Genomic DNA, 19,445 nt, shown 5'->3' with positions numbered 1-19,445 from the left:
CCGCTCCCCGTTCCGCGAGCGCGAGCGGTCGGATTCGTCGGTCGCGAGAACAGAAACGATAACGAACTGATTACTAATCATGACTGTTCTCGATGGATCGCCCATGGAGCGACGAAAGATCCTCCTCGGCAGTGGCGCAGCGCTCGCAACCGTCCTCGCGGGTTGTTCCAGTGACGAGACCGACGACGACTCCGACCCGAACGACGACTCCGACCCGAACGACGACTCCGACGAATCCCTCAACGACGACGGGGGAGACGATACCGACGGCACTGACGACGACTCCGAGGTTCCGGGGCTCGACCGGGACAAACTGAAATTCGACAGCGACAAGCTGACGATCAAAGACGTCAACAAGGACGGCGACGAGGTCGATATCGTCGCGACGACGACCACGACGGATCCCGAGACGCTGGCCGCGGAACTGGAGTCACTTGGGGAGACCATCGCCGCGGCGATCACCGATCCCGACGCGTTCAAAGCCGCGATCAAGAGCGTCACGTGGGTGCTCGAAAACGACGGCGCGAAGGTGATGTCGTTCTACGTCGACGTCCAGTGGGCGATCGCATACATCAACGACGAGATGAGCGAGGACGAGTTCGTCGAGACCGTCCTCGAGACCAGCGACGAGACGTAGTCCGTACGGGAGCGCCTGCAGACGGTGTTCTTTCGGTCGCAACGGCGACCAGCCGTGTGGCCACCCGGCGTTACGGGAGCAGTGATGGCGGCGAGCGGCGGCCGCTCACATCGACCGCGGTGCGGCCACGCCGAGGATCGAGAGCGCGTTCGCGACTGCGTGTTTCGAGGCCGCGACCAGCGCCAGCCGCGCCTCGCGGACCTCGGGATCGACGTCGTCGGCTAGCACCGGACACTCCCGGTAGAAGCCGTTGAACCGATCGGCGAACTCGCGCGTGTAGGTCGCGATCCGGTGGGGCTCGAGGTCGTCGGCGGCCTCGTCGACGACCGCCGGGAACCGCGCGATCGTCTCGAGGAGGTCCCGCTCGGCCTCGGTCTCGAGGCGGTCGGCGTCGACGGCGGTCTCGACGTCGTCCATTCCGGCTTCGGTGTCGATTCCCGCTTCCTCGAGGATGCCACAGCACCGCGCGTGGACGTACTGGACGTAGGGGGCAGACTGGGCCTCGAAGTCGAGTGCCTGCTCCCACTCGAAGGTAATCGCCTTCGTGGGCTGTTTCGAGACGATGTCGTAGCGGACCGCCCCGATGCCGACCTGGTGGGCGATGCGCTCGATGTCCTCGTCGTCGAGTTCGTCGTCGCGGATGCGGTCGTCGAGCCGATCCTCGACTTCTTCGCGGGCGCGATCGATCGCCTCGTCGAGCAGATCGTCGAGGTCGACGCCGGTTCCGCGGCGGGTGCTCATCTTCCCCTCGGGGAGGTTGACGTACGAATAGAGGACCTGCCGGAGCTGGTCCGTTTCGTTGCCCAGCAGTTCGAGCGTCGTCCGGACCTGTTTCGCCTGGAGCTTGTGGTCCTCGCCGAGCACCGTCACCGCGCGGTCGTAGTTGTCGAACTTCCACTCGTGGTGGGCCAGATCGCGCGTGGCGTACAGCGAGGTGCCGTCCGAGCGCAGGAAGACGAGGTTCTTGTCGATGCCGTGATCCGCGAGCTCGAGTTGCCAGGCGTCCTCCTCGTAGACCGATTCGTCGAGTTCCTTGAGCCGGTCGACGAGGTCGTCGGTCGCGCCCGAGCGCATGAACCGCGTCTCCTTGACGAACTCGTCGAACTCCGCGGGCAGGCGGGCGAGACACTCCGTCATGCCCCCGAGTACCTGATCGACGACCTCGCTGACCCGTTCGTAGGCCTCGTCCTCGCCGGCCTCCAGGCCCTGCATGATCGACTCGATTTCGGCCTCGGCGGCCTCGACGTCCGACTCGGGGGCGTTCTCGAGGTAAGCGTTGCCCTTGCGGTAGTAGCGCACGAGGTCGTACTCTTTGCGGTCGCGCTCGGGCTCTCCCTCGAGATCGTCTTCGTCGAACGTCTCGTAGGCCCAGGTGAAGACGGCCATCTGCCGGCCGGCGTCGTTGACGTAGTAGTGACGGTCGACGTCGTAGCCGGCGAAATCCAGCAGGTTGGCCACGGCGTCGCCGATGATCGGGTTCCGAGCACGGCCGACGTGGACCGGCCCCGTCGGGTTCGCGCTCGTGTGCTCGACGGCGACCGATTCCTCGCGGTCGGCGAGGTGTCCGTACGTCTCGTCGGTCGCTTCGGCGAGCGTGTCGGCGAGATAGGCCTCGCTCGGCAGGAAGTTGAGATAGGGACCCTGCGTCCGAATTTCGGAGACGTAGCTCAACTGGTCGGCGTCGATCTCGTCGGCGATCTGCCCCGCGACCTGCGGCGGCGGCGCGCCGGCCTCGCTGGCGAGGCGAAAGGCGACGCTCGAGGCCAGAACGCTTTCGACGTCCTCGGGCGGTTCTTCGATTCCCAGATCGTCCGTCGGAAAGGCAAGCGTCGAGAGCGCCCCCTCGAGGGCGTCCTCGACCTCCGCGCGTAGGGAGAGGAACATACCCGCCCGTATTCAGGGCCGGAGTAAAGGAATGTCGGGTTCCGTCTCGGTACTGTCGGGGAGCATCGCTCCGAACCGACGGCCGTCAGTCCATCGACTGATCGACGACGGAACGCTCGCGGCCGGTGTCGCCGGGTCGTTGCGAGTCGTCCGACAACTCGGACTGGATCTTCTCGATCAGGAGATCGAGCGCCATCCGGTTTGCGCCCTCGGGAATGATCACGTCCGCCTGCTTCTTCGTCGGGGCGACGAACCGCTCGTGCATCGGTTTGACCGTCTCGAGGTACTGGTCGATGACGCCCTCGAGAGCGCGCCCGCGCTCGATGACGTCGCGTTCGATTCGACGCAAGATGCGGACGTCGGCGTCGGTCATCACGTACACTCGCAGGTCGAGCATCTCGCGGATCGCTTCGTCGTGGAGCGCGAGGATCCCTTCGAGGACGATGATGTCGGACGGCTCGACCGTGACGCGCTCGTCCGTCCGGTTGTGCAGTTCGAAGTCGTACTGAGGCATCTCGATCGACTGGCCGGTCAACAGTGCGTCGAGTTGCTCCCGGAGCAGTTCCCACTCGAACGCGGAGGGGTGGTCGTAGTTGATCTCCTCGCGCTCCTCGAACGTCAGCTGCGAGCGGTCCCGATAATAGTTGTCGAGCGGGATCCGCGTGACGGCCTCGCCGACGGTCTCCGCGACCGTGCGTGCGACCGTCGTCTTCCCGGCTCCCGTGCCGCCAGCGATCCCGATGGCGAACGACGGTAGACTCATCGTCCGGATCTGGATCGGATCGCTAATGAATCCCCTGATCCCGTCGTGTGCCGGTGCGTCGGACGGGGCCGACCGCCGGCCACGGTCCTACTCGAGGGCCGCGGCGGCCTCGCGGAACCGCTCCTCGTGGATCGGTCGAAACGTCTCCTCGGAGGCGTCGAACGCGGCCGGCGTCCAGAACCGAGCGTCCGTGGCGTCGCTGCCCGCGACCGGCTCGCCGTCGGCGTCGGCGCGGTCGGCCACGTAGTGGACCGTCACGACGTGTTTGCCCGCTCGAGGCGGCATCGCCGACGCGGCCAGGATCTCGAGGTCGGCCGGATCGACGGCGACGCCGGTTTCCTCTCGAAGTTCACGAGTGGCCGCCTCGGGGGGTTCCTCGCCGGTCTCCATGTGGCCCCCGGGGATCGTCCACTCGCCGACGCCCGGCGGGACGCCGCGTTCGACACAGAGCACGGCGGGCGCTGGACCCGATCGGTCGACCACGGCGACGCCGGCACAGGGGACCGGATTGTGCCAGACGATCGCTTCGCAACCGGGACAGCGCATCCGGTCGCGGTCCTCGATCGTCGTCGACTCGAGGGAGCGACCGCAGTCGGGGCAAAACGTCGGCGGGCGGCTGACCATCTACCGGGGTATGTGAACTCGACCGTCAAAGGGTTTTCAGTCCGCTGCCGGTCAGCGGTACGACGACGTCGTCGTCGGCGTCGATGACGCCGTCCTCGCGGTACTGCTCGAGGGCCGCGGGCGCGACCGCACAGGTCGGCTCGACGTAGAACCCGTTGCGGTGGAGTCGATCGAGTGCGGTCTCGATCGGATCCGAGCCGATCGCGATCGCGTCGCCGCCGGTTTCCTCGATCGCCTCGAGGATCTCGGTACCGCGGGCGGGCTCGGTGATCTGGATCCCGTCGGCGATTTCCGTTCGCTCGTCGTCCGCGTCAGTGGGATCGCCGCCGAGTGCGGTGACGATGGGTGCGTAGCCGGCCGCCTGTGCGCCGAGTAATCTGGGCATTTCGTCGACGATACCCGCCTCGTTCAGCAGCGAAAACCCCCGATATGCGCCGAGGAAGAGGGTTCCGTGGCCGATCGGGAGGACGAGGGCGTCGGGGGTCGTCCAGCCCTGCTGGGCGGCCACCTCGAACGCGAACGTCATCGTCCCGGCGTAGAACGCGGGGTTCCAGGCGTGGCTGGCGTACCAGCCTGGTCCCGTCTGATACGGCGCGTCACGCCCGCCGGTCGCCGTCTCGTCCGTCCTCGAGTCGCCCTCGACGGCGTCGAGACAGGCCGCCGTGACGTCCTCTCGCGCCCCCTCGATGCGAACCGGACGGGCGTCGGCCCGCTGGATCGCCATCAGTTTGGACTGGTTGACGTCCGCTGGCATGTATATCTCCGCGTCGAGCCCCGCTCGAGCAGCGTAGGTCGCGATCGACGCACCCGCGTTTCCGGAGGAGTCTTCGATCACCGTTTCGACGCCGAGTTCGACGGCCCGCGAGAGGGTCGTCGTCGCGCCCCGGTCCTTGAACGAGCCCGTCGGAAAGACGTACTCGAGTTTGAACTGGGCGTCCCACGCGGGGGCGTCGACCATCGGCGTAAACCCCTCGAAAAACGTGACGTGTTGTTCGATCGGGAGGAACTCGAAGAACGTCCACAGCCCGTCAGTGGTGTCGAGACTCTGCAGCGGGAGCGGTTCGCCCTGCGGATGGGGGCGTTCGGTAAACTCCAGGGCGCGGCCACAGGCACAGCGCCACGGCTCGTCCGGACCGGCCTCGTAGACGGCACCGCAGTCGGGACAACTGAGATCGGCGGGCATCAGTACTCACCGATGTCGGTCCCGACCGAACAAACGTACTCACCCGTCGCGACCTGGGGAAGTCGCCGTGCTCGCCAGAGGATGCCGTTGCCGTCGGCGGTCACCTCGGCTTTCGGTTCGCCGAAGGGGGTGGTGACTTCGAACAGCGTCTCGCCGGGGCGTACCGGATCGCCGAGCTCCTTTTGCAGGGTCACCAGCCCGCCCGCGGGAGCGCCGTACTGTTCGAACCCCGTGGCACGGGTCTGGGTCTCGAGGGAGTGACTCCCCTGGAGGAAGTCGTAGTATCGGAGCACGTTGAACACGCCGTCGACGCCTTTCCGAATACTCCGCTCGTCCCAGCCGACGGCCCCGCCGAGTTCGGGGTCGACGGTCGGGATCCCATCGTCGGGGGCTGCACGGGCCAACTGTCCGTCCGGCCCCTTCTGATCGAGGATGTAGCCACAGCCAAACGCTTTCGCGAGTTCGAGACACTGCTCGTGAAGGCGGTGTCGGTTCCCACACCGGACGCGGACCTCGTCGAGCATCCGACTGGTCGATCCCTGATGGAGGTCGAGGATCAGGTCCGCACGGGTGGCGATGTCGAACGTCGCGGCGGCGATCCGCTCGCTCGAGGTGCCCCCCTCGTTGCCGGGGTAGGCGCGATTCATCTTCGTGTCGTCGATCGGGTTGCGGTGTTCGGCGACCTGAAACGCGTGGTAGTTGACGATCCCCACGATGAGGATCGTCCCCGAGATCTCGGCAGGATCGAGCCGTGGGACGACCCGCTGGACGACGCCGACGCCGTTGAGTTCGTCGCCGTCGCTTGCTGCCTGCATGTAGAGGGTCTTCCCCGCGGCTGCCCCGTTTACCACGGCGACCGGAAGCCCGACCGGACTTCCGTCCCGCGTCTCGCCGACCTCGAGACGGCCCGTGTCGATCTCGCCGGGCCCCGCGCTCGCCGTTCCGAGCGTCGTCATGTCCCTGACGTAGCACCCGCTCGCCTTTATACTATCCTTTGCCGTCGAGTCCGCCGCTACCTGAGAACTGACTCCGCGAGTGCGAATCGAACGACAGCGTCGCGACCGCACCGGCGTGATCGGGGCAGTTGTGACACTCGCGTCGTCGGTCACAGCGACCTGCCCGGCTCGTGTTGAGAGGTCTCACGTACCAGAATATATAACTCGAACTCGCCGAATAGCAGACGGTGTGGACGACAACGATCGGTCGATCGTCGGGTTCGTTACCGTCGGACACGCGATGGTCCACACCTACGAGCTATCGGTTCCGATCCTGATGACGATCTGGCTGCTGGAGTTTTCGACGACGGCGGCGGTGTTGGGCGTCTCGGTCGCGATCGGCTACGGACTGTTCGGCATCGGCGCGCTCCCGGCCGGGCTGTTGGTCGACCGGTTTGGCTCTCGAACGTTGATTACCGCCTGTCTCGCCGGGATGGGGCTCTCGTTTCTGGCCCTGAGTCTGGCACCGGGCGTCGTCGGCGTGACGGTCGCGCTGGCGCTGTGGGGAGCCACGGCGAGCGTCTATCACCCGGCGGGGCTCACGCTCATCAGCAACGGCGTCGAGGAACGCGGACGGGCGTTCGCCTACCACGGAATGGCCGGGAACGTCGGCATCGCTGGCGGACCGCTGGTGACCGCCGTCCTGTTGCTCAGGTTCGACTGGCGGCTCGTGGCGGTCGTCCTCGCGGTTCCGGCCCTGGTCGCCGCTGCCGCCGGCCTGACCGTCGAGTTCGATCCGACCGCGGCGGTCGAGTTGACGAACGACGGCGGACAGCGTCGGATCCCCGCGTCGCCCGCCGAATTCGTCGGTGAGACGCGACGCCTGTTTAGCCTCGGCTTTCTGCTGGTTTTCGTGATCGTCGCGTTCAATGGGCTCTACTACCGCGGTGTGTTGACCTTCCTTCCCGACCTCCTCGGTGACTTCCTGACGGCGGCCGTCGGCGACGTCCGGCCCGGGTTCCTCGATCCCGACAGCCCGGTTGCCGAGGAGTTCGACCTCGCACAGTACCTCTACGCCGGACTGTTGACCGTCGGCATCGGCGGCCAGTATCTCGGGGGCCGGCTCACCGACGCCATCGAACCCGACCGCGGACTGATCATCATGCTGACCGCCCTCACGGTCGTCGCGTTGCTATTCCTTCCCGCAGCCCAGGCGGGCCTCTGGGGGCTGTTGATCGCCAGCTTCGTCCTCGGGTTCACCATCTTCGCGATGCAACCGCTCACGCAGGCGACGATCGCGAAATACTCGAGCCCGGAATCCAGGGGGCTCTCGTTTGGCTACACCTACCTCGCCATCTTCGGGATCGGTGCCCTCGGAGCGGCCATCGTCGGAACGGTGCTCACCTACGCCTCCGTTGCCGTTATGTTCGTCGTCCTCGCAGGGTTCTCCACCACTGGAGGGGTGCTGGCGATCAAACTCGTCACGAGAGCGTAGACGGTGTGTCCGAATCGAGGGTCGGTGACGACGCGTCCGTGTTGCCCGGTGGCCCTTTCTTCTGAGACCGCCATAGTGTAATGTAACCAATACAATCAAACCGAACGGTCGCGTAGGTATCACATGGCTGCCATCGAGCTCGAGGGGCTCACGAAGGACTACGGGGAGGTCCTCGCCGCGGACGAATTGACGTTCGACGTCGAGGCCGGCGAGATCTTCGGCTATCTCGGCCCGAACGGGGCGGGCAAGACGACGACGATTCGATTGCTCCTCGGGTTCATTTCGCCGACGGCGGGGACCGCGCGGGTGCTCGGCCACGACGTCCGGGATCGAAGCGGGCTGATCGAGGCGAAACGACGAATCGGCTACCTCTCCGACGAACCGGGGTTCGACGAACGGGCGACCGGTGCCGAGGTGCTCGACCTCCACGCGTCGGTCAAAGGCGACGACCGACGGGCCGAACTCCTCGAGTTGTTCGCTCCCCCGCTCGATCGCCCGGTCCGGGAGTACTCCAGCGGGAACGTCCAGAAGCTGGGGCTGGTGACGACGTTCATGCACGATCCGGACCTCGTCGTACTCGACGAGCCCACCAGCGGGCTCGATCCGCTGATGAAACAGCGCTTCGCCGAGTTTCTCCGCGCGGAAAACGAACGCGGCGTCACGGTGTTTTTCTCCTCACACGTCCTGAGCGAGGTGCGACGGCTCTGTGATCGCGTCGGCATCGTTCGCCAGGGGCGTCTCGTCACGGTCGAGCCCGTCGAGACGCTGCTGACTCGCAGCGGGAAGGCGGTTCGTCTCCACAGCGCGACCCCGATCCCGACGGCGGTGCTCGATCTCGAGGGGGTACACGACCTCGAGACGAGCGGTCCGGACCGGACGGACGACCCCGACTCGACCGGGACGTTCACCGAGTGTGCGTTCACGTTTACGGGCGATATCAACGCCCTTCTCGAGGCGCTCTCGACGCACGTCCTGCTTGACTGCTCGATCGAAGAAGCACCGCTCGAAGACGTGTTTCTGCGGTTTTATGGGGCCGACGATGCTTGAGTTCCTCCGGTACGACGGTCGCAAGCGGCTCACGGAGAGTGCGTCGCTGACCGTCGGAATGGCGCTCCTGGCCGCGATGATACTCTGGGTCTACCCCTCGTTCCGGGAGTCGTTCGCCGCGGACGAACTCCTGGCGGCGTACCCCCAACAGCTCGTTCGACTGTTCGACGTCGAGACGATGACCTCCCTCGGGGGGTTTCTCGCGTTCGAGTTGTACGTGTTCGGCTGGGTGATCCTGCTCGGCCTCTATTTCGCCTACAGCGGCGCGGGCGTGATCGCCGACGACATCGATCGGGGCCGGATGGATACCCTGCTGGCGATGCCGGTCTCCCGACGGCGGCTCCTCGCGGAGAAGTTCGCCGCACTTGGCGTTCCGATCGTCACGGTAAACGTCGTCCTCCCGCCCGTGATGGTCGTCGGTAGCCGACTCATCGACGAGCCCCTGTCGATCGCCGACGTGTTCGCGGTCCACCTCCTGTCGATCCCGTACCTGTTCGCCTGTGCCGGCATCGGGATCCTCTGTTCCGTCGTCTTCGACCGGGCGAGTATCGCACAACGGGTCGCGATCGGAGCCGCGTTCGGCCTGTTCTTGCTCGAGTCGCTGCTCGAGGGAACCGCCTACGAGGTCGTCGGGGCGCTGGCACCGATGCGGTACTTCGATCCCAACGAGATCCTGCTCGAGGGGACCTACGACCTCGTCGGGGCGGCGATCGGGATACTGATGACGCTCGTCCTCCTCGGTGTCAGTCAGTTCTGGTTCACTCGCAGAGACATCTGAGCGAGCGGCGGGTCGCCACTCGCGATCTCGATGCAGCCACCGCTCGACGGTCAACAACTATTTGCCCCCCACGGACGAACTCGTATATAAATCGGTCTCTGTACGCGATTCCCGCGTCACCGCACCCCTCGCGGGGACAGATCTCCAATGGAAGACACGTCGAAATACCTCATCCACGCGGACGTCACGGCTGACGGGGTCGTCGAGCGAAGCGACGTCGTCGGTGCGATCTTCGGCCAGACCGAAGGCCTCCTCGGCGACGACCTCGATCTCCGCGACCTCCGACAGTCCGGCAAAGTCGGCCGTATCGATGTCGAAATCGCAAGCACACAGGGCAAATCCCACGGAAACGCGACGATCGCGACCAGCCTCGACAAGGTCGAAACCGCCACGCTCGCGGCCTCCCTCGAGACGATCACCCGCGTCGGTCCCTGCCGGGCCGACCTCCAGATTCGAGAGATCGAGGACGTCCGTGCGGCAAAGCGAAAGGAAGTCGTCGATCGCGCCAAGGAGTTGCTCCGGACGGGCTTCGACGATACGATCATGTCCTCCGAAGAGATCCTCGCGGAGGTCCGCCAGCAGGTTCGCGTCGAGGACATCACCGAGTACGAGGGGCTTCCCGCGGGTCCGCGGGTCACCGATAGCGACGCCATCATCGTCGTCGAGGGCCGCTCCGACGTGCTCACCCTGCTCAAGTACGGCGTCAAAAACGCCATTGCCGTCGAGGGAACGAACGTCCCCGACGCGGTGGCCGAACTGACCCGCCACCGGACCGTTACCGCGTTCCTCGACGGCGACCGCGGCGGCGACCTCATCCTCGAGGAACTCGCGCAGGTCGGCGACATCGATTACGTCGCCTTCGCACCCGCCGATAGCTCCGTCGAGGATCTCGACCACCACGAACTGTTCGCCGCGTTGCGGAACAAGGTCCCCTACGAGACCGTCTCGGAACTGAACGAACCGCGGGAGGCGGTCGCCGCAACTGACGGGAGCACGACGCCGGCACCGCCGCCGTCCGAACCCAGGGCCGCGTCGCCCGCGACTATCGACGAGGAACCCGACCAGCCCGACGCCGATTCCATCGGAACGGAGACGACGGCCGATTCGGGCGGGAAGACGGCACCCGACTCGAGTAGCGATTCCACGGCGGCCGAGGCTGCCGACGGACCGACGGCGAAAGCGAAGACCGAACGGGCGGACGCGAACCCGGCGTCGGTCCGGACGCAGCCACCGGCAGAACCCGGCGACGGAACCGACGCCGAGTCGGCCCACCGCCACGGTGAGACGACGGGGTCGCAGGCGGAGTCGGATCGGAGTTCCGAAACCGTCTACGACCACGCGGCCGCGATCGTCCGCGCCGAAACAGACCGCGTTCGGTTCCTCGACGCGGACAACGAGCCGATCGCGGACGTCGACGCGAGCGATGCCTACAGCACGCTCGAGTCGCTCGAGTCGGTGCCGACGACGGTCGTACTCGATGACATTCTCGGCCAGCGGCTGCTCGATCTGGCGGCCGATCGCGGCGTCGATCGGATCGTCGCGCGCTCGCTCGGGCAGTTCACCAAGCGGCCGACCGCGGTCAGCATCCACGCGATCGACGACATCGCGGAGCGACCGCCCGAGACGGACTGAGTCCGTGCCACGGTAGCAGGGCGTCTTCGGTCGGGAGCCGATCGACGGAAACGGAAGCTACATTTTCTCGAACCCGAAGAAAATACTAGGATGAACGAACCAGGGATCCAGTCGCTGCTGGACCAGGAAACGCTCGATCAGCGCGTTCGGACCGGACGGGCACCGGAGTGGGTGGCCGATCACTGGCGCTCGTTCCAGGACGGACTACTCGGCGACCGAAACGGGACGCCGTTTCCGTGTTTTTTCGGCGCAGAATCCGTCGAGAACGGCGACCCGCTCTACACCGCAGTCCCATCGTTGAGCGATGCGGACGCGTTGTTGACGCTGCGTGATCGAATCCTCGAGTACCTCGCGGTCTACGAGGACCACTCGGAGCGGGCCTCGCTGGTCACGTTCTTCAAGCCGCCCGCGGAGTCGCTGTCCGAACGGGAGTACCACGACGCGCTGTGGCACATCCTGCAGACGCTCCACCTCCACGATCCCGAGCCCTGGCCCGCGGAGATCCCGACCGATCCCGACGACCCCTACTGGGAGTTCTGTCTCGGTGGCGAGCCCATGTTCCCGACCTGCCGGGCACCGTTCTACGACACGCGCAAGAGCCGATACTGTCCGGTCGGCCTCGAGATCACGTTCCAGCCGCGGGCGCTGTTCGAGTCGCTCGGCGTCACGGCCGAGACCGAAGCCGGCCAGCACGCCCGGGACGTGATTCAGGATCGACTCGAGGGCTACGATGGAGTCTGTCCACACGCCGACCTCGGCGACTGGGGCGTCGACGGCGACCGGGAGTGGCCCCAGTACATGCTCTCGGCCGACGACGAACAGGCCCCGTCGACGTGTCCCATTACGGTGACCCGTACGCATCCCAAACCCGCGGCGAAACTCCCGTGATGAACGGCGAGCAGCCGACTGACAACAGGGGCGGAGACGAGCGACTCGAGGACGCCGCGCTCGTCCTGATCGACTTCCAGCAGGGGTTCGACGACCCTTCGTGGGGAGAGCGGAACAACCCGGACGCCGAAACCCAGGCGGCGCGGCTGCTCGAGTACTGGCGCGAGCGAGCGCGGCCGGTAGTCCACGTTCGCCACGACTCGACGGACCCGGAGTCGCCGCTCCGGGCCGACGGGCCGGGCTTTGCGTTCGCGCCCGAGACGGCACCGGCCGAAGACGAGCCGACGCTGGTCAAGGACGTCAACAGCGCGTTCATCGGGACCGGCCTCGAGGACTGGCTGCGTGAGACCGGCGTCGAGACGGTCGTCATCGTCGGTCTCACGACTGATCACTGTGTTTCGACGAGTACGCGGATGGCCGAGAACCTCGGGTTCGAGCCGATCGTCGTCAGCGATGCGACCGCGACCTTCGATCGGCGCTTCGACGGCGAGCGCTTCGACGCGACGACGGTTCACCGGACCGCGCTGGCCCACCTCGAGGGCGAGTTCGCGACGGTGACGACGACCGCCGACCTGCTCGAGCGCGACTCCTGACGCCGGCGGCTCGGGACGGCGATCGACGACTGACAGTCGATTCGACCGGCGGGGTGTTCCGTCCCATACGTATAACTCCGCTCCTGCTCGACACCTCGTATGCGAATCGCAGTCGCCGGTACGTTCGGGCCGCTCCACGACGGCCACCGAACCCTCTTCGAGCACGCGCTCCGATTCGGCGAGGACGGCATCGTCGTCGCCCTGACCAGCGACGAACTGGCAGTCGAGACGCGCCACGAACCCCGCTTCGTCCCGTCGCTCGAGGAACGAACGCGGGGCGTGACGGACGCTATCCGCGACCTCGACGAGTGGGGCCGCGACGTCGAACTCCGCGTCCTCGAGAGCGAGTACGGGATCGCGACCGACGAGCCGTCGATCGACGCGCTGGTAGTCTCTCCCGAAACGGCCCCCGAACTCGAGGCGATCAACGATCGCCGCAGGGACCGCGGTTTCGAGTCGCTCTCGGGGGTCGTCGCTCCATACGTCTACGCCGACGACGGCGAACGGATCTCCTCGACGCGGATCGTGAACGGCGAGATCGACGCGCACGGACGGGTGCTCGAATAGCCCTGTCCGAGCCGTGTGGCCCTGAACGAGTCGATGACACAACAATAATAGCTCGGGAGACAGTCTGCGTAGCCAATGAGCGGAGATCAACGACCGCTGTTGGTCGTGTTGCTCGGGAGTGCGCTACTCGTAACGGTGGCCGTCCACGTCTCACTGGTGCCCCGATACGTTCCCAACGAACCGCTTTCGGGCGGGCTGGCGCTCGTCGCCGGCTGGGTGAGCTACACGCTCGTCTTTTATTCGATCGGGCGACTGCGGGCGGATCCCCAGGAGTTGCCCACCATGCGATTCGCGGACATCGGGATCGCACTCTTCCTCATTTCGTTGCTGCTCGCGCTCGCACTCGACGCGGTCGGCGTCCCGCTCGAGTCGATCGTCGGGCCGTACGTCCTGCCCGCGAGTGGGGTCTACGCCGGGCTCGCACTGATCGGCTGGTCGATCGGCCACCGGACGGCGGCGATCAACGAGATCGTGCGGTGATCGACGGCGGTCGATGCCGTCCGCGACCGCGACGCTCACTCCGGCTGTGACGCCGAGTTCGCGACGAAGACCGGAATATCGCCGAATCGGATCACGTGATCGGTGACGCTCCCGAGTGCCATCCGGTGGACGCCGCCACGACCGCGCGTTCCCATGACGATCAGGTCGGCGTCGATCTCGCGAGCGTACTCGAGGAGTGCCTCCTCCGGTGGCCCGTCGAGTACCGTCCCGGTGACCGCGAGTCCGGCTGCGTCGACTCGTTCGACGATCGCGTCGACGTACTCCTGGGCTCGGCCCCGGATCGCGTCTTCGGCGCTTGCGGCATCGCCCGGAAGACGGAGGTCACCCAGCGGGCCAGTATCGGCGACACAGGCGACGTGGACGGTCGCGTCGTGGACCGCCGCGAGCTCGATACCGGTTTCGGCGGCCGCGCGTGCGTGTTCGCTGCCGTCCGTCGGGAGCAAGATCGTGTCGAACATCGTACCGGTCGTACGGCGAGGACCGTGAAATTCCTGCCGAAGTGGCAGGTTAGTAGCCACTGAACGTCACTGCACACCTGACCGCACGACGGCGTTGCGGTCAGTGTGTCACTCGTTTCAGTGGCTACTATAGCTCTCGACTGCCAGAAGCCCCGTCAACGGGTCAGACGAACGTCAGGGGCACCATAACCAGAATCCCGACGAGGATACCGCCCGCGAGTTCCGGCTTGCCGCCGCTGGGTAGCCGCTCGCCGATATCCAGCGCTTCGGGGACGAACTCCGTGAGCACGAGGTAGATCATCGCGCCCGCGGCGAAGCCAAAGCCATAGGGGAGGAACTCGCGGGCGTACCGGACGAACCCGAACGCGAGGACGGCCCCGATCGGCTGTGGAAGGCTCGAGAAGACCGCCCACCAGACGAGCTTCCAGTTCGCGACGTCCATCGAGCGCAGGGGAATCGAGATCGCGGTTCCCTCCGGAATGTTGTGGATCGAGATCGCGACCGTCATGAAGATCGCCAGCACTGGAACGGTAAAGCCGAGGAACTGGGTCCCGCCCTCGAGCCCGAGATCGGCAAAGGAGACGCCGATCGCGACCCCTTCCGGAAAACTGTGGACGGTCAGGATGCCGAGGATGAGGACGAGCTTCTTGAAATCCGCCGTCTCGTACTGCTTTGGGTCGATATCGGTGTCCATCAGTACGTCGTGGGCGATGACGACGAGCGCGACGCCGGCCGCCATGCCGATCGCGATCTCGAGGGGCGTCCCCTCGGCCAGTCCTTCATCGACGAGGCCGAACGTCGACGCCGAGAGCATGATGCCCGAGGACAACCCCCAGAGAATTACGTTTCGTCGGTCGCTGATCCCCTCGAAGAAGAAAAACGGGAGCGCGCCGATCCCCGTCGCCAGCGCCGTGATCAGGCCGGCGACGAACACCAACAGGAGGTTCTCGAGGAGCACCATCTGCCGGAGTATTGCACCCGGCGTATAAATCGTCGGCGAAGGCGGACACGCTGGCCGTGTCACCGGCGTGAGACCCTCGGTATGGCGGTGCCTACCAGCGCCCGACGGGTCACTGCCAGTCCTGTCGGGAACCGATCAACGGCGCAGCCGGTCGTCGTCGGACACGGGAGACTGTCAGCAGCCGGTCGTCGTCGAACGACCGATACCGTCAACAGTCGTCCGCCGAATAGGTCGTGTATGTCCCTGTGGCGATCCCGCCGCACCCGCCACTATCTCGTTTTGGTGGCCGTGGCGACCGTTGGCTCCACGTTGCTGTACAATTACGGAATGGCAACGTGGGAAAACGACCCGCAGCCGCTCTTTCGATCGCTTGGAATCGTCTTTCAGTCGTTTACGACGACCGGCTATGGCGAGGATGCTGGGTGGGCGACGCCGCAAATGTACATGTTGACGATCGGGCTGCAACTCATGGGAATCGGCCTGATCCTCACCGCGGTCGACATCTTCGCGGTGCCGTGGCTCCGAAACACGCTGGCGGTCACGCCGCCGTCGGCGGTTACCGACCTCGAGGACCACATCGTCATCTGCGAGTACACGTCCCGCGGCGAGGCGTTCATCGAGGAACTCGAGTCCCGCGGCGAGGCGTTCGTCGTCGTCGAATCCGACGAGGAGACGGCGACGGGGTTACACGAGGCCGACCACCGGGTCGTCCACGGCGATCCGGAATCGACGACGGTGCTCGAGAACGCCGGGATCGAACGGGCGAGGGCGGTGGTGGCCGATTCGGCCGACGATACGAACGCGAGCATCGTCCTCTCCGCGCGCGAGGCGAACCCCGACGTGCGGATCGTGACGCTGGTCGAGGACCAGCGCCTCGCGGCGTACCACGAAATCGCGGGCGCTGACGAGGTCCTATCGCCACGCCAGTTGCTCGGCGAGAGCCTCGCCCACCGGGTGCCGACGGCCGTGACGACCGCGGTCGACGAGGGGATCGAGATCGGGAACGATCTGGAGCTGGTCGAGCTCTCGATCGCTGACGGAAGCGATCTCTGTGGGCGGACCGCGGACGAAATCCAGCCCCGCGAACGGTTCCGCGTCGACGGGATCGGTGCCTGGATCGACGGGGAATTCGAGAGTCCGATCCCGCCGGACCGCGAGTTCGACACGGGGATGCGGCTGCTCGTCGCCGGTGAGCCGGAACGGATCGACACCTTGCGGGCGGAAGCGATGTCGACGGTCCATCCGTTTTCGGCCCAGAACGTGATAATCGCCGGCTACGGAGAGGCGGGCGTGGCAGCGGGCGATGCGCTCGCCGATACGAACACGCGAGTAACCGTCCTCGACAGCGCCGACAGGGACGGCGTCGACATCGTGGGCGACGCCCGCGATCCAGCGGCGGTCCGTGAGACCGGTATCGACGACGCGTCCGCGGTGATCGTCACCCTCGACGACGACACGACCGCTATCTTCGCGACGCTGGTCGCGCGGGATCTGAACCCGTCGGTCGATATCGTCGTCCGAGCGAACGATACGGAAAACGTCCAGAAGCTGTATCGGGCGGGTGCCGACTACGTCCAGTCGCTGGCGACGGTCAGCGGGCGGATGCTCGCTTCGACCGTCTTCGAGGACGAGGAGGTCCTGGCGATCGACCGCCAGGTCGACGTCGTCAAACTCCCGGCGGGCCGGCTGACGGGACGGACGGTCGTCGACGCCAACGTCCGCTCGCGGACGGGCTGTACCGTCCTCGCCGCGGTGAGAGACGGCGAGACGATCACCGAGTTCGATCCGAGCTCGTTCGTTTTCGAGGAGCGCGACGAGGTCGTTCTCGCCGGGACGGACGAGAGCGTCCGGGCGTTCGAGGAGCGATTCCTCGCGTGAACCGTCTCGGGGTCAAGCCCCGAGGCGCTCGGCCTGCTCCGCGTGTAGAACGGTTGCGTCGCTATCGACCGATCGATAGCAGGGAGCCGAGATCGAGATCCAACTGCTGTTTCGCGAACCGGGCGAGCAACGGCGCGTCCTCGAGTTCGAGCAGGCGCGCGATGGCGAGGGGGTCGCCCTTGTTCGCCTCGGCCAGCGTGTCGTCGTCGAGCCGCTGGAGGTCCTGCATGAGCCTGTCGTAGCGGTCGTTCGGTGCCAGGTAGAGGAGCTGGGTCATCAGCAGCCGGCTTTTCGCGTTGGGGGCGACGTCTCGGTGCCAGAGGGTCTCGTACACCTCGAGGTTCTCGGCAGTCGGCTCGACGCTATCGTATTTGAGACAGCTGTCGGCGGTGGCGGCGGCCGCGCGACCGGACTGCATGCACTTGTTGATCCCCTCGCCCCAGAGCGGGTCGAGGCTCGGGACGGTGTCGCCGATCGCCATGAACCGATCGGTGTGGAGTGCGCCGGGTGCCTGAATGTGAGCCGAGCCCCGGTGTTGTTTGCCTTCGATCCGCTCGGCGTCCTGGAACCGTGGATCCGTCTCGAGCCAGTGGGAGAGGTAGTCGTCGATGGTGAAATCGTCGCGACTGTACTGGTCGTGGCTGCCGTTCTGGATGTAACAGAGGCCGACCTTGGCGGTGTCCTCGCCGGTGTGGAAGATCCAGGAGTAGCCGCCGGGTGCGATCTCGTGGTCTAACCGTAGCATCATCGCATCGCGCAGGTCCGCGAAGCCGGGACGATCGATATCGATCCCCTCGAACTCGTACTCGATCCCGATGGCGTGGTTCTCGCGTTTGAGATCGACGACGCCGAGTTTCTTCGCGAGGGGTGCGCTCGGCCCAGTTGCGTCGATGACGATGTCGCCGTACACCTCCTCGTCGCCGTTGTAGGTGACGCCGACGATTTCGCCGCCCTCCATGATCGGCGCGGTGACGCGGGCGTCGAAGCGGTACTCGGCACCGTCGTCGCGGCCGTCGTTCACCAGGAACCGCTTGAAATCGGCGAACTCCAGTACCGCGCCGCTCTGTTCGCGGACGTAGTGCTCCATCGGGGACTCGAGGACGACGCTGTCGGTGAACTGCATCACCACGTCGTCGGGGATCCCGAAGGCGGCCATCATGGAGGGGAACGTCCCCGCGGTGGACTTGTTACTCTGCCGCGGGAACTCGGCCTCGGCCTCGGTCTCGAGGACGACGACGTCGTATCCCCTAGCGACGAGGTCGCGGGCACACTGTGCGCCGGCGGGACCGGCACCGGCGATGACTACGTCGTAGCGGTCGTTCATGTAATCGGGACTGTCGTGGACCTTAATTAGTTTGTCCTGTTACGGTCGCCGGTACGTGGCGGGATCCCTTGAGTACCGGCCTTGACACTGGAAGAGCGTACTGCTGTGATCACCGCGTCAGTATCGCACGATAGTCCGTCGCTCGAATGGGTCGAACGACGAGTTACACGTCCGACGGACCAGCGTGATCGCGGGCGGTAACGGAGATCGATCGCTCGGTTCTCGGTGGAGTCCGTCCGACCCGGTTCGCACGCCGATACCGTCATTGATACGCTTGTGGTGGCCTGAGTTCCGCTCTGTACTCACTGCCGTCGTACCGGACGAACCAGTCTCCGGTCTCCTCGTTTCGCTCGAGCGCGGGTTGCGAGAGAAACCGTTCGGACAGCGACCGAAATACCTCGTCTCCCTCATCACCGACGTACCTGCTCTCCTCGATCGCCTCGGTGACGATTGCCCGCTCGTCGTCCGAAAGCCCGGTTAGATCGAACCGGTATTCCGATCGGAGCCAGGTCAGGAAGTCGTCGGCCGTCGACGCGACACGCTCGGCCTCGTAGTGATAGGTGTACCCCTGTATTTCCTCGGTACTCGCCAGTTCGACCGGATAGCGCTGCCCGTCCCGGAGGACGGCAGCGTATTTCGTCTCCGGGACGAGGACTGACGTTTCCATCTCCTGTGTGTCGTAGTATTCGTGAACGGATTCGTACTCCCGTTCGCCGGTTTCCGGCGGGAGAGCGCCACGAAGTGCTGCTCTGTCTTTCTCCGAAAGCGTCTCGTATTCGACCGCGTTCGTCGCATCGTCGGACCGCGGTTCCGACGCTTCGACCCGGAATTTGGCTTCGGTTAACGTCAGTTCGACCGTGTTCGTCACCGAGAGCGTATAGTACGCCCCGTCGTACTCGAGTGGCCGGTCGACCGACGAGCCGGCGACCGGCGTCGCGGGCCTCGGGTGTGGCTCCGGGGAGGGACTGTTCCGTTTGTTGGTGCCGTTTTCGATCGTCTCGACGATCGGACGGAGCCTGTCGGACGTGGTGTCGGCGGGGATCGTACTGACCGCGCTCGAGAGGAGATCCGAGTCGGACGTCTCTCGCATCTCCATGTGCGGCCCGTGAGCCACGCATCCGGCGATCATCGCGGAAATCGCGGCAGTGGCGGCCCCGAGGACCTGTCTTCGGTGGAGGGATGGCGGCATGTCGCGTCCGACTACTCCCATTCTCAGTAAATATTTTCTGTTTGACCGTTTCGAGGAGAGATAACGGGCGGTGAACGCGAGGCCGTCGATCGGACGCGTCCGGCCGAC

General features: G+C 65.8%; 19 protein-coding genes. 10 read left to right on the top strand and 9 right to left on the bottom strand.

Annotated features, from left to right (window positions below):
- Positions 1-103: 103 nt before the first annotated feature.
- A complete protein-coding gene (locus tag CP557_RS12740; RefSeq protein WP_097380255.1) occupies positions 104-637 on the top strand; it encodes a hypothetical protein in 534 nt (177 codons plus the stop codon).
- A gap of 105 nt (positions 638-742) precedes the next feature.
- Here CP557_RS12740 and argS read toward each other — a convergent pair whose 3' ends face one another.
- The 5 genes from argS to CP557_RS12715 form a co-directional block, all read right to left on the bottom strand.
- The gene (gene argS, locus CP557_RS12735; RefSeq protein WP_097380254.1) at positions 743-2,521 is read right to left on the bottom strand and encodes an arginine--tRNA ligase; all 1,779 of its coding nucleotides are present in this window, start codon (positions 2,519-2,521) and stop codon (positions 743-745) included.
- An 85-nt stretch (positions 2,522-2,606) separates the two neighbouring features.
- Positions 2,607-3,284 carry a uridine kinase gene (gene udk / locus CP557_RS12730; protein ID WP_097380253.1) on the bottom strand — a complete coding sequence of 226 codons (678 nt, stop codon included), beginning with the start codon at positions 3,282-3,284 and terminating at the stop codon, positions 2,607-2,609.
- Positions 3,285-3,371: 87 nt separating this feature from the next.
- Positions 3,372-3,908: an NUDIX domain-containing protein gene (locus CP557_RS12725; RefSeq protein WP_097380252.1), complete on the bottom strand. Its 537-nt coding sequence runs from the start codon at positions 3,906-3,908 to the stop codon at positions 3,372-3,374.
- A gap of 25 nt (positions 3,909-3,933) precedes the next feature.
- Positions 3,934-5,091 carry a pyridoxal-phosphate dependent enzyme gene (locus CP557_RS12720; RefSeq protein WP_097380251.1) on the bottom strand — a complete coding sequence of 386 codons (1,158 nt, stop codon included), beginning with the start codon at positions 5,089-5,091 and terminating at the stop codon, positions 3,934-3,936.
- Positions 5,091-6,047, bottom strand: coding sequence for a succinylglutamate desuccinylase/aspartoacylase family protein (locus tag CP557_RS12715; protein WP_097380250.1), 957 nt, complete (start codon positions 6,045-6,047; stop codon positions 5,091-5,093). Before CP557_RS12715 ends, CP557_RS12720 begins: the two co-directional genes overlap by 1 nt.
- 229 nt (positions 6,048-6,276) lie before the next feature.
- On the opposite strand from CP557_RS12715, the gene CP557_RS12710 reads away from it, so the two are divergent.
- The 8 genes from CP557_RS12710 (at position 6,277) to CP557_RS12675 (ending at position 13,506) form a co-directional block, all read left to right on the top strand.
- Positions 6,277-7,521 (top strand): MFS transporter, encoded by a 1,245-nt coding sequence (locus tag CP557_RS12710; protein ID WP_245853003.1) that lies wholly within the window; start codon positions 6,277-6,279, stop codon positions 7,519-7,521.
- Between the two features lie 123 nt (positions 7,522-7,644).
- Entirely contained in the window at positions 7,645-8,568 is a 924-nt protein-coding gene (locus CP557_RS12705) for an ABC transporter ATP-binding protein (protein WP_097380249.1), read from the top strand.
- Positions 8,561-9,346: an ABC transporter permease subunit gene (locus tag CP557_RS12700; RefSeq protein WP_097381634.1), complete on the top strand. Its 786-nt coding sequence runs from the start codon at positions 8,561-8,563 to the stop codon at positions 9,344-9,346. The genes CP557_RS12705 and CP557_RS12700 overlap by 8 nt, the downstream gene beginning before the upstream one ends.
- Before the next feature lie 147 nt (positions 9,347-9,493).
- The gene (dnaG, locus tag CP557_RS12695) at positions 9,494-10,978 is read left to right on the top strand and encodes a DNA primase DnaG (protein ID WP_097380248.1); all 1,485 of its coding nucleotides are present in this window, start codon (positions 9,494-9,496) and stop codon (positions 10,976-10,978) included.
- Between the two features lie 90 nt (positions 10,979-11,068).
- Positions 11,069-11,866 (top strand): YqcI/YcgG family protein, encoded by a 798-nt coding sequence (locus CP557_RS12690; RefSeq protein WP_097380247.1) that lies wholly within the window; start codon positions 11,069-11,071, stop codon positions 11,864-11,866.
- Positions 11,866-12,459 carry a cysteine hydrolase family protein gene (locus CP557_RS12685; protein WP_097380246.1) on the top strand — a complete coding sequence of 198 codons (594 nt, stop codon included), beginning with the start codon at positions 11,866-11,868 and terminating at the stop codon, positions 12,457-12,459. The genes CP557_RS12690 and CP557_RS12685 overlap by 1 nt, the downstream gene beginning before the upstream one ends.
- Before the next feature lie 99 nt (positions 12,460-12,558).
- Complete coding sequence (locus CP557_RS12680) at positions 12,559-13,026, top strand: phosphopantetheine adenylyltransferase (RefSeq protein WP_097380245.1); 468 nt, start codon at positions 12,559-12,561, stop codon at positions 13,024-13,026.
- Positions 13,027-13,101: 75 nt separating this feature from the next.
- Positions 13,102-13,506: a hypothetical protein gene (locus CP557_RS12675; RefSeq protein WP_097380244.1), complete on the top strand. Its 405-nt coding sequence runs from the start codon at positions 13,102-13,104 to the stop codon at positions 13,504-13,506.
- A 35-nt stretch (positions 13,507-13,541) separates the two neighbouring features.
- On the opposite strand, the gene CP557_RS12670 is transcribed toward CP557_RS12675, so the two are convergent.
- Together CP557_RS12670 and CP557_RS12665 are read right to left on the bottom strand one after the other, a co-directional pair.
- Positions 13,542-13,985, bottom strand: a complete 444-nt coding sequence (locus CP557_RS12670) for a universal stress protein (RefSeq protein WP_097380243.1) — start codon at positions 13,983-13,985, stop codon at positions 13,542-13,544.
- 163 nt (positions 13,986-14,148) lie between these two features.
- Positions 14,149-14,946 carry a ZIP family metal transporter gene (locus CP557_RS12665; protein WP_097380242.1) on the bottom strand — a complete coding sequence of 266 codons (798 nt, stop codon included), beginning with the start codon at positions 14,944-14,946 and terminating at the stop codon, positions 14,149-14,151.
- Between the two features lie 237 nt (positions 14,947-15,183).
- On the opposite strand from CP557_RS12665, the gene CP557_RS12660 reads away from it, so the two are divergent.
- Positions 15,184-16,824: a potassium channel family protein gene (locus CP557_RS12660; RefSeq protein WP_097380241.1), complete on the top strand. Its 1,641-nt coding sequence runs from the start codon at positions 15,184-15,186 to the stop codon at positions 16,822-16,824.
- 61 nt (positions 16,825-16,885) lie between these two features.
- On the opposite strand, the gene CP557_RS12655 is transcribed toward CP557_RS12660, so the two are convergent.
- Both CP557_RS12655 and CP557_RS12650 read right to left on the bottom strand, forming a co-directional pair.
- The gene (locus tag CP557_RS12655) at positions 16,886-18,148 is read right to left on the bottom strand and encodes a digeranylgeranylglycerophospholipid reductase (RefSeq protein WP_097380240.1); all 1,263 of its coding nucleotides are present in this window, start codon (positions 18,146-18,148) and stop codon (positions 16,886-16,888) included.
- 262 nt (positions 18,149-18,410) lie between these two features.
- Positions 18,411-19,337: a hypothetical protein gene (locus CP557_RS12650; protein ID WP_245853000.1), complete on the bottom strand. Its 927-nt coding sequence runs from the start codon at positions 19,335-19,337 to the stop codon at positions 18,411-18,413.
- Positions 19,338-19,445 lie beyond the last annotated feature (108 nt).

The organism is Natrinema ejinorense (assembly GCF_002494345.1).
In the GTDB taxonomy this organism is placed as follows: domain Archaea; phylum Halobacteriota; class Halobacteria; order Halobacteriales; family Natrialbaceae; genus Natrinema; species Natrinema longum.
The sequence above is the reverse complement of the archived record's forward strand: the minus strand, read 5'-3'. Positions and strand labels throughout refer to the sequence as shown.

Coding starts and splice junctions, on each gene's coding strand:
- CP557_RS12740 (WP_097380255.1), top strand. CDS start 104: ATGGAGCGACGAAAGATCCTCCTCGGCAGTGGCGCAGCGCTCGCAACC.
- argS (WP_097380254.1), bottom strand. CDS start 2,521: ATGTTCCTCTCCCTACGCGCGGAGGTCGAGGACGCCCTCGAGGGGGCG.
- udk (WP_097380253.1), bottom strand. CDS start 3,284: ATGAGTCTACCGTCGTTCGCCATCGGGATCGCTGGCGGCACGGGAGCC.
- CP557_RS12725 (WP_097380252.1), bottom strand. CDS start 3,908: ATGGTCAGCCGCCCGCCGACGTTTTGCCCCGACTGCGGTCGCTCCCTC.
- CP557_RS12720 (WP_097380251.1), bottom strand. CDS start 5,091: ATGCCCGCCGATCTCAGTTGTCCCGACTGCGGTGCCGTCTACGAGGCC.
- CP557_RS12715 (WP_097380250.1), bottom strand. CDS start 6,047: ATGACGACGCTCGGAACGGCGAGCGCGGGGCCCGGCGAGATCGACACG.
- CP557_RS12705 (WP_097380249.1), top strand. CDS start 7,645: ATGGCTGCCATCGAGCTCGAGGGGCTCACGAAGGACTACGGGGAGGTC.
- CP557_RS12700 (WP_097381634.1), top strand. CDS start 8,561: ATGCTTGAGTTCCTCCGGTACGACGGTCGCAAGCGGCTCACGGAGAGT.
- dnaG (WP_097380248.1), top strand. CDS start 9,494: ATGGAAGACACGTCGAAATACCTCATCCACGCGGACGTCACGGCTGAC.
- CP557_RS12690 (WP_097380247.1), top strand. CDS start 11,069: ATGAACGAACCAGGGATCCAGTCGCTGCTGGACCAGGAAACGCTCGAT.
- CP557_RS12685 (WP_097380246.1), top strand. CDS start 11,866: ATGAACGGCGAGCAGCCGACTGACAACAGGGGCGGAGACGAGCGACTC.
- CP557_RS12680 (WP_097380245.1), top strand. CDS start 12,559: ATGCGAATCGCAGTCGCCGGTACGTTCGGGCCGCTCCACGACGGCCAC.
- CP557_RS12675 (WP_097380244.1), top strand. CDS start 13,102: ATGAGCGGAGATCAACGACCGCTGTTGGTCGTGTTGCTCGGGAGTGCG.
- CP557_RS12670 (WP_097380243.1), bottom strand. CDS start 13,985: ATGTTCGACACGATCTTGCTCCCGACGGACGGCAGCGAACACGCACGC.
- CP557_RS12665 (WP_097380242.1), bottom strand. CDS start 14,946: ATGGTGCTCCTCGAGAACCTCCTGTTGGTGTTCGTCGCCGGCCTGATC.
- CP557_RS12660 (WP_097380241.1), top strand. CDS start 15,184: ATGTCCCTGTGGCGATCCCGCCGCACCCGCCACTATCTCGTTTTGGTG.
- CP557_RS12655 (WP_097380240.1), bottom strand. CDS start 18,148: ATGAACGACCGCTACGACGTAGTCATCGCCGGTGCCGGTCCCGCCGGC.
- CP557_RS12650 (WP_245853000.1), bottom strand. CDS start 19,337: ATGCCGCCATCCCTCCACCGAAGACAGGTCCTCGGGGCCGCCACTGCC.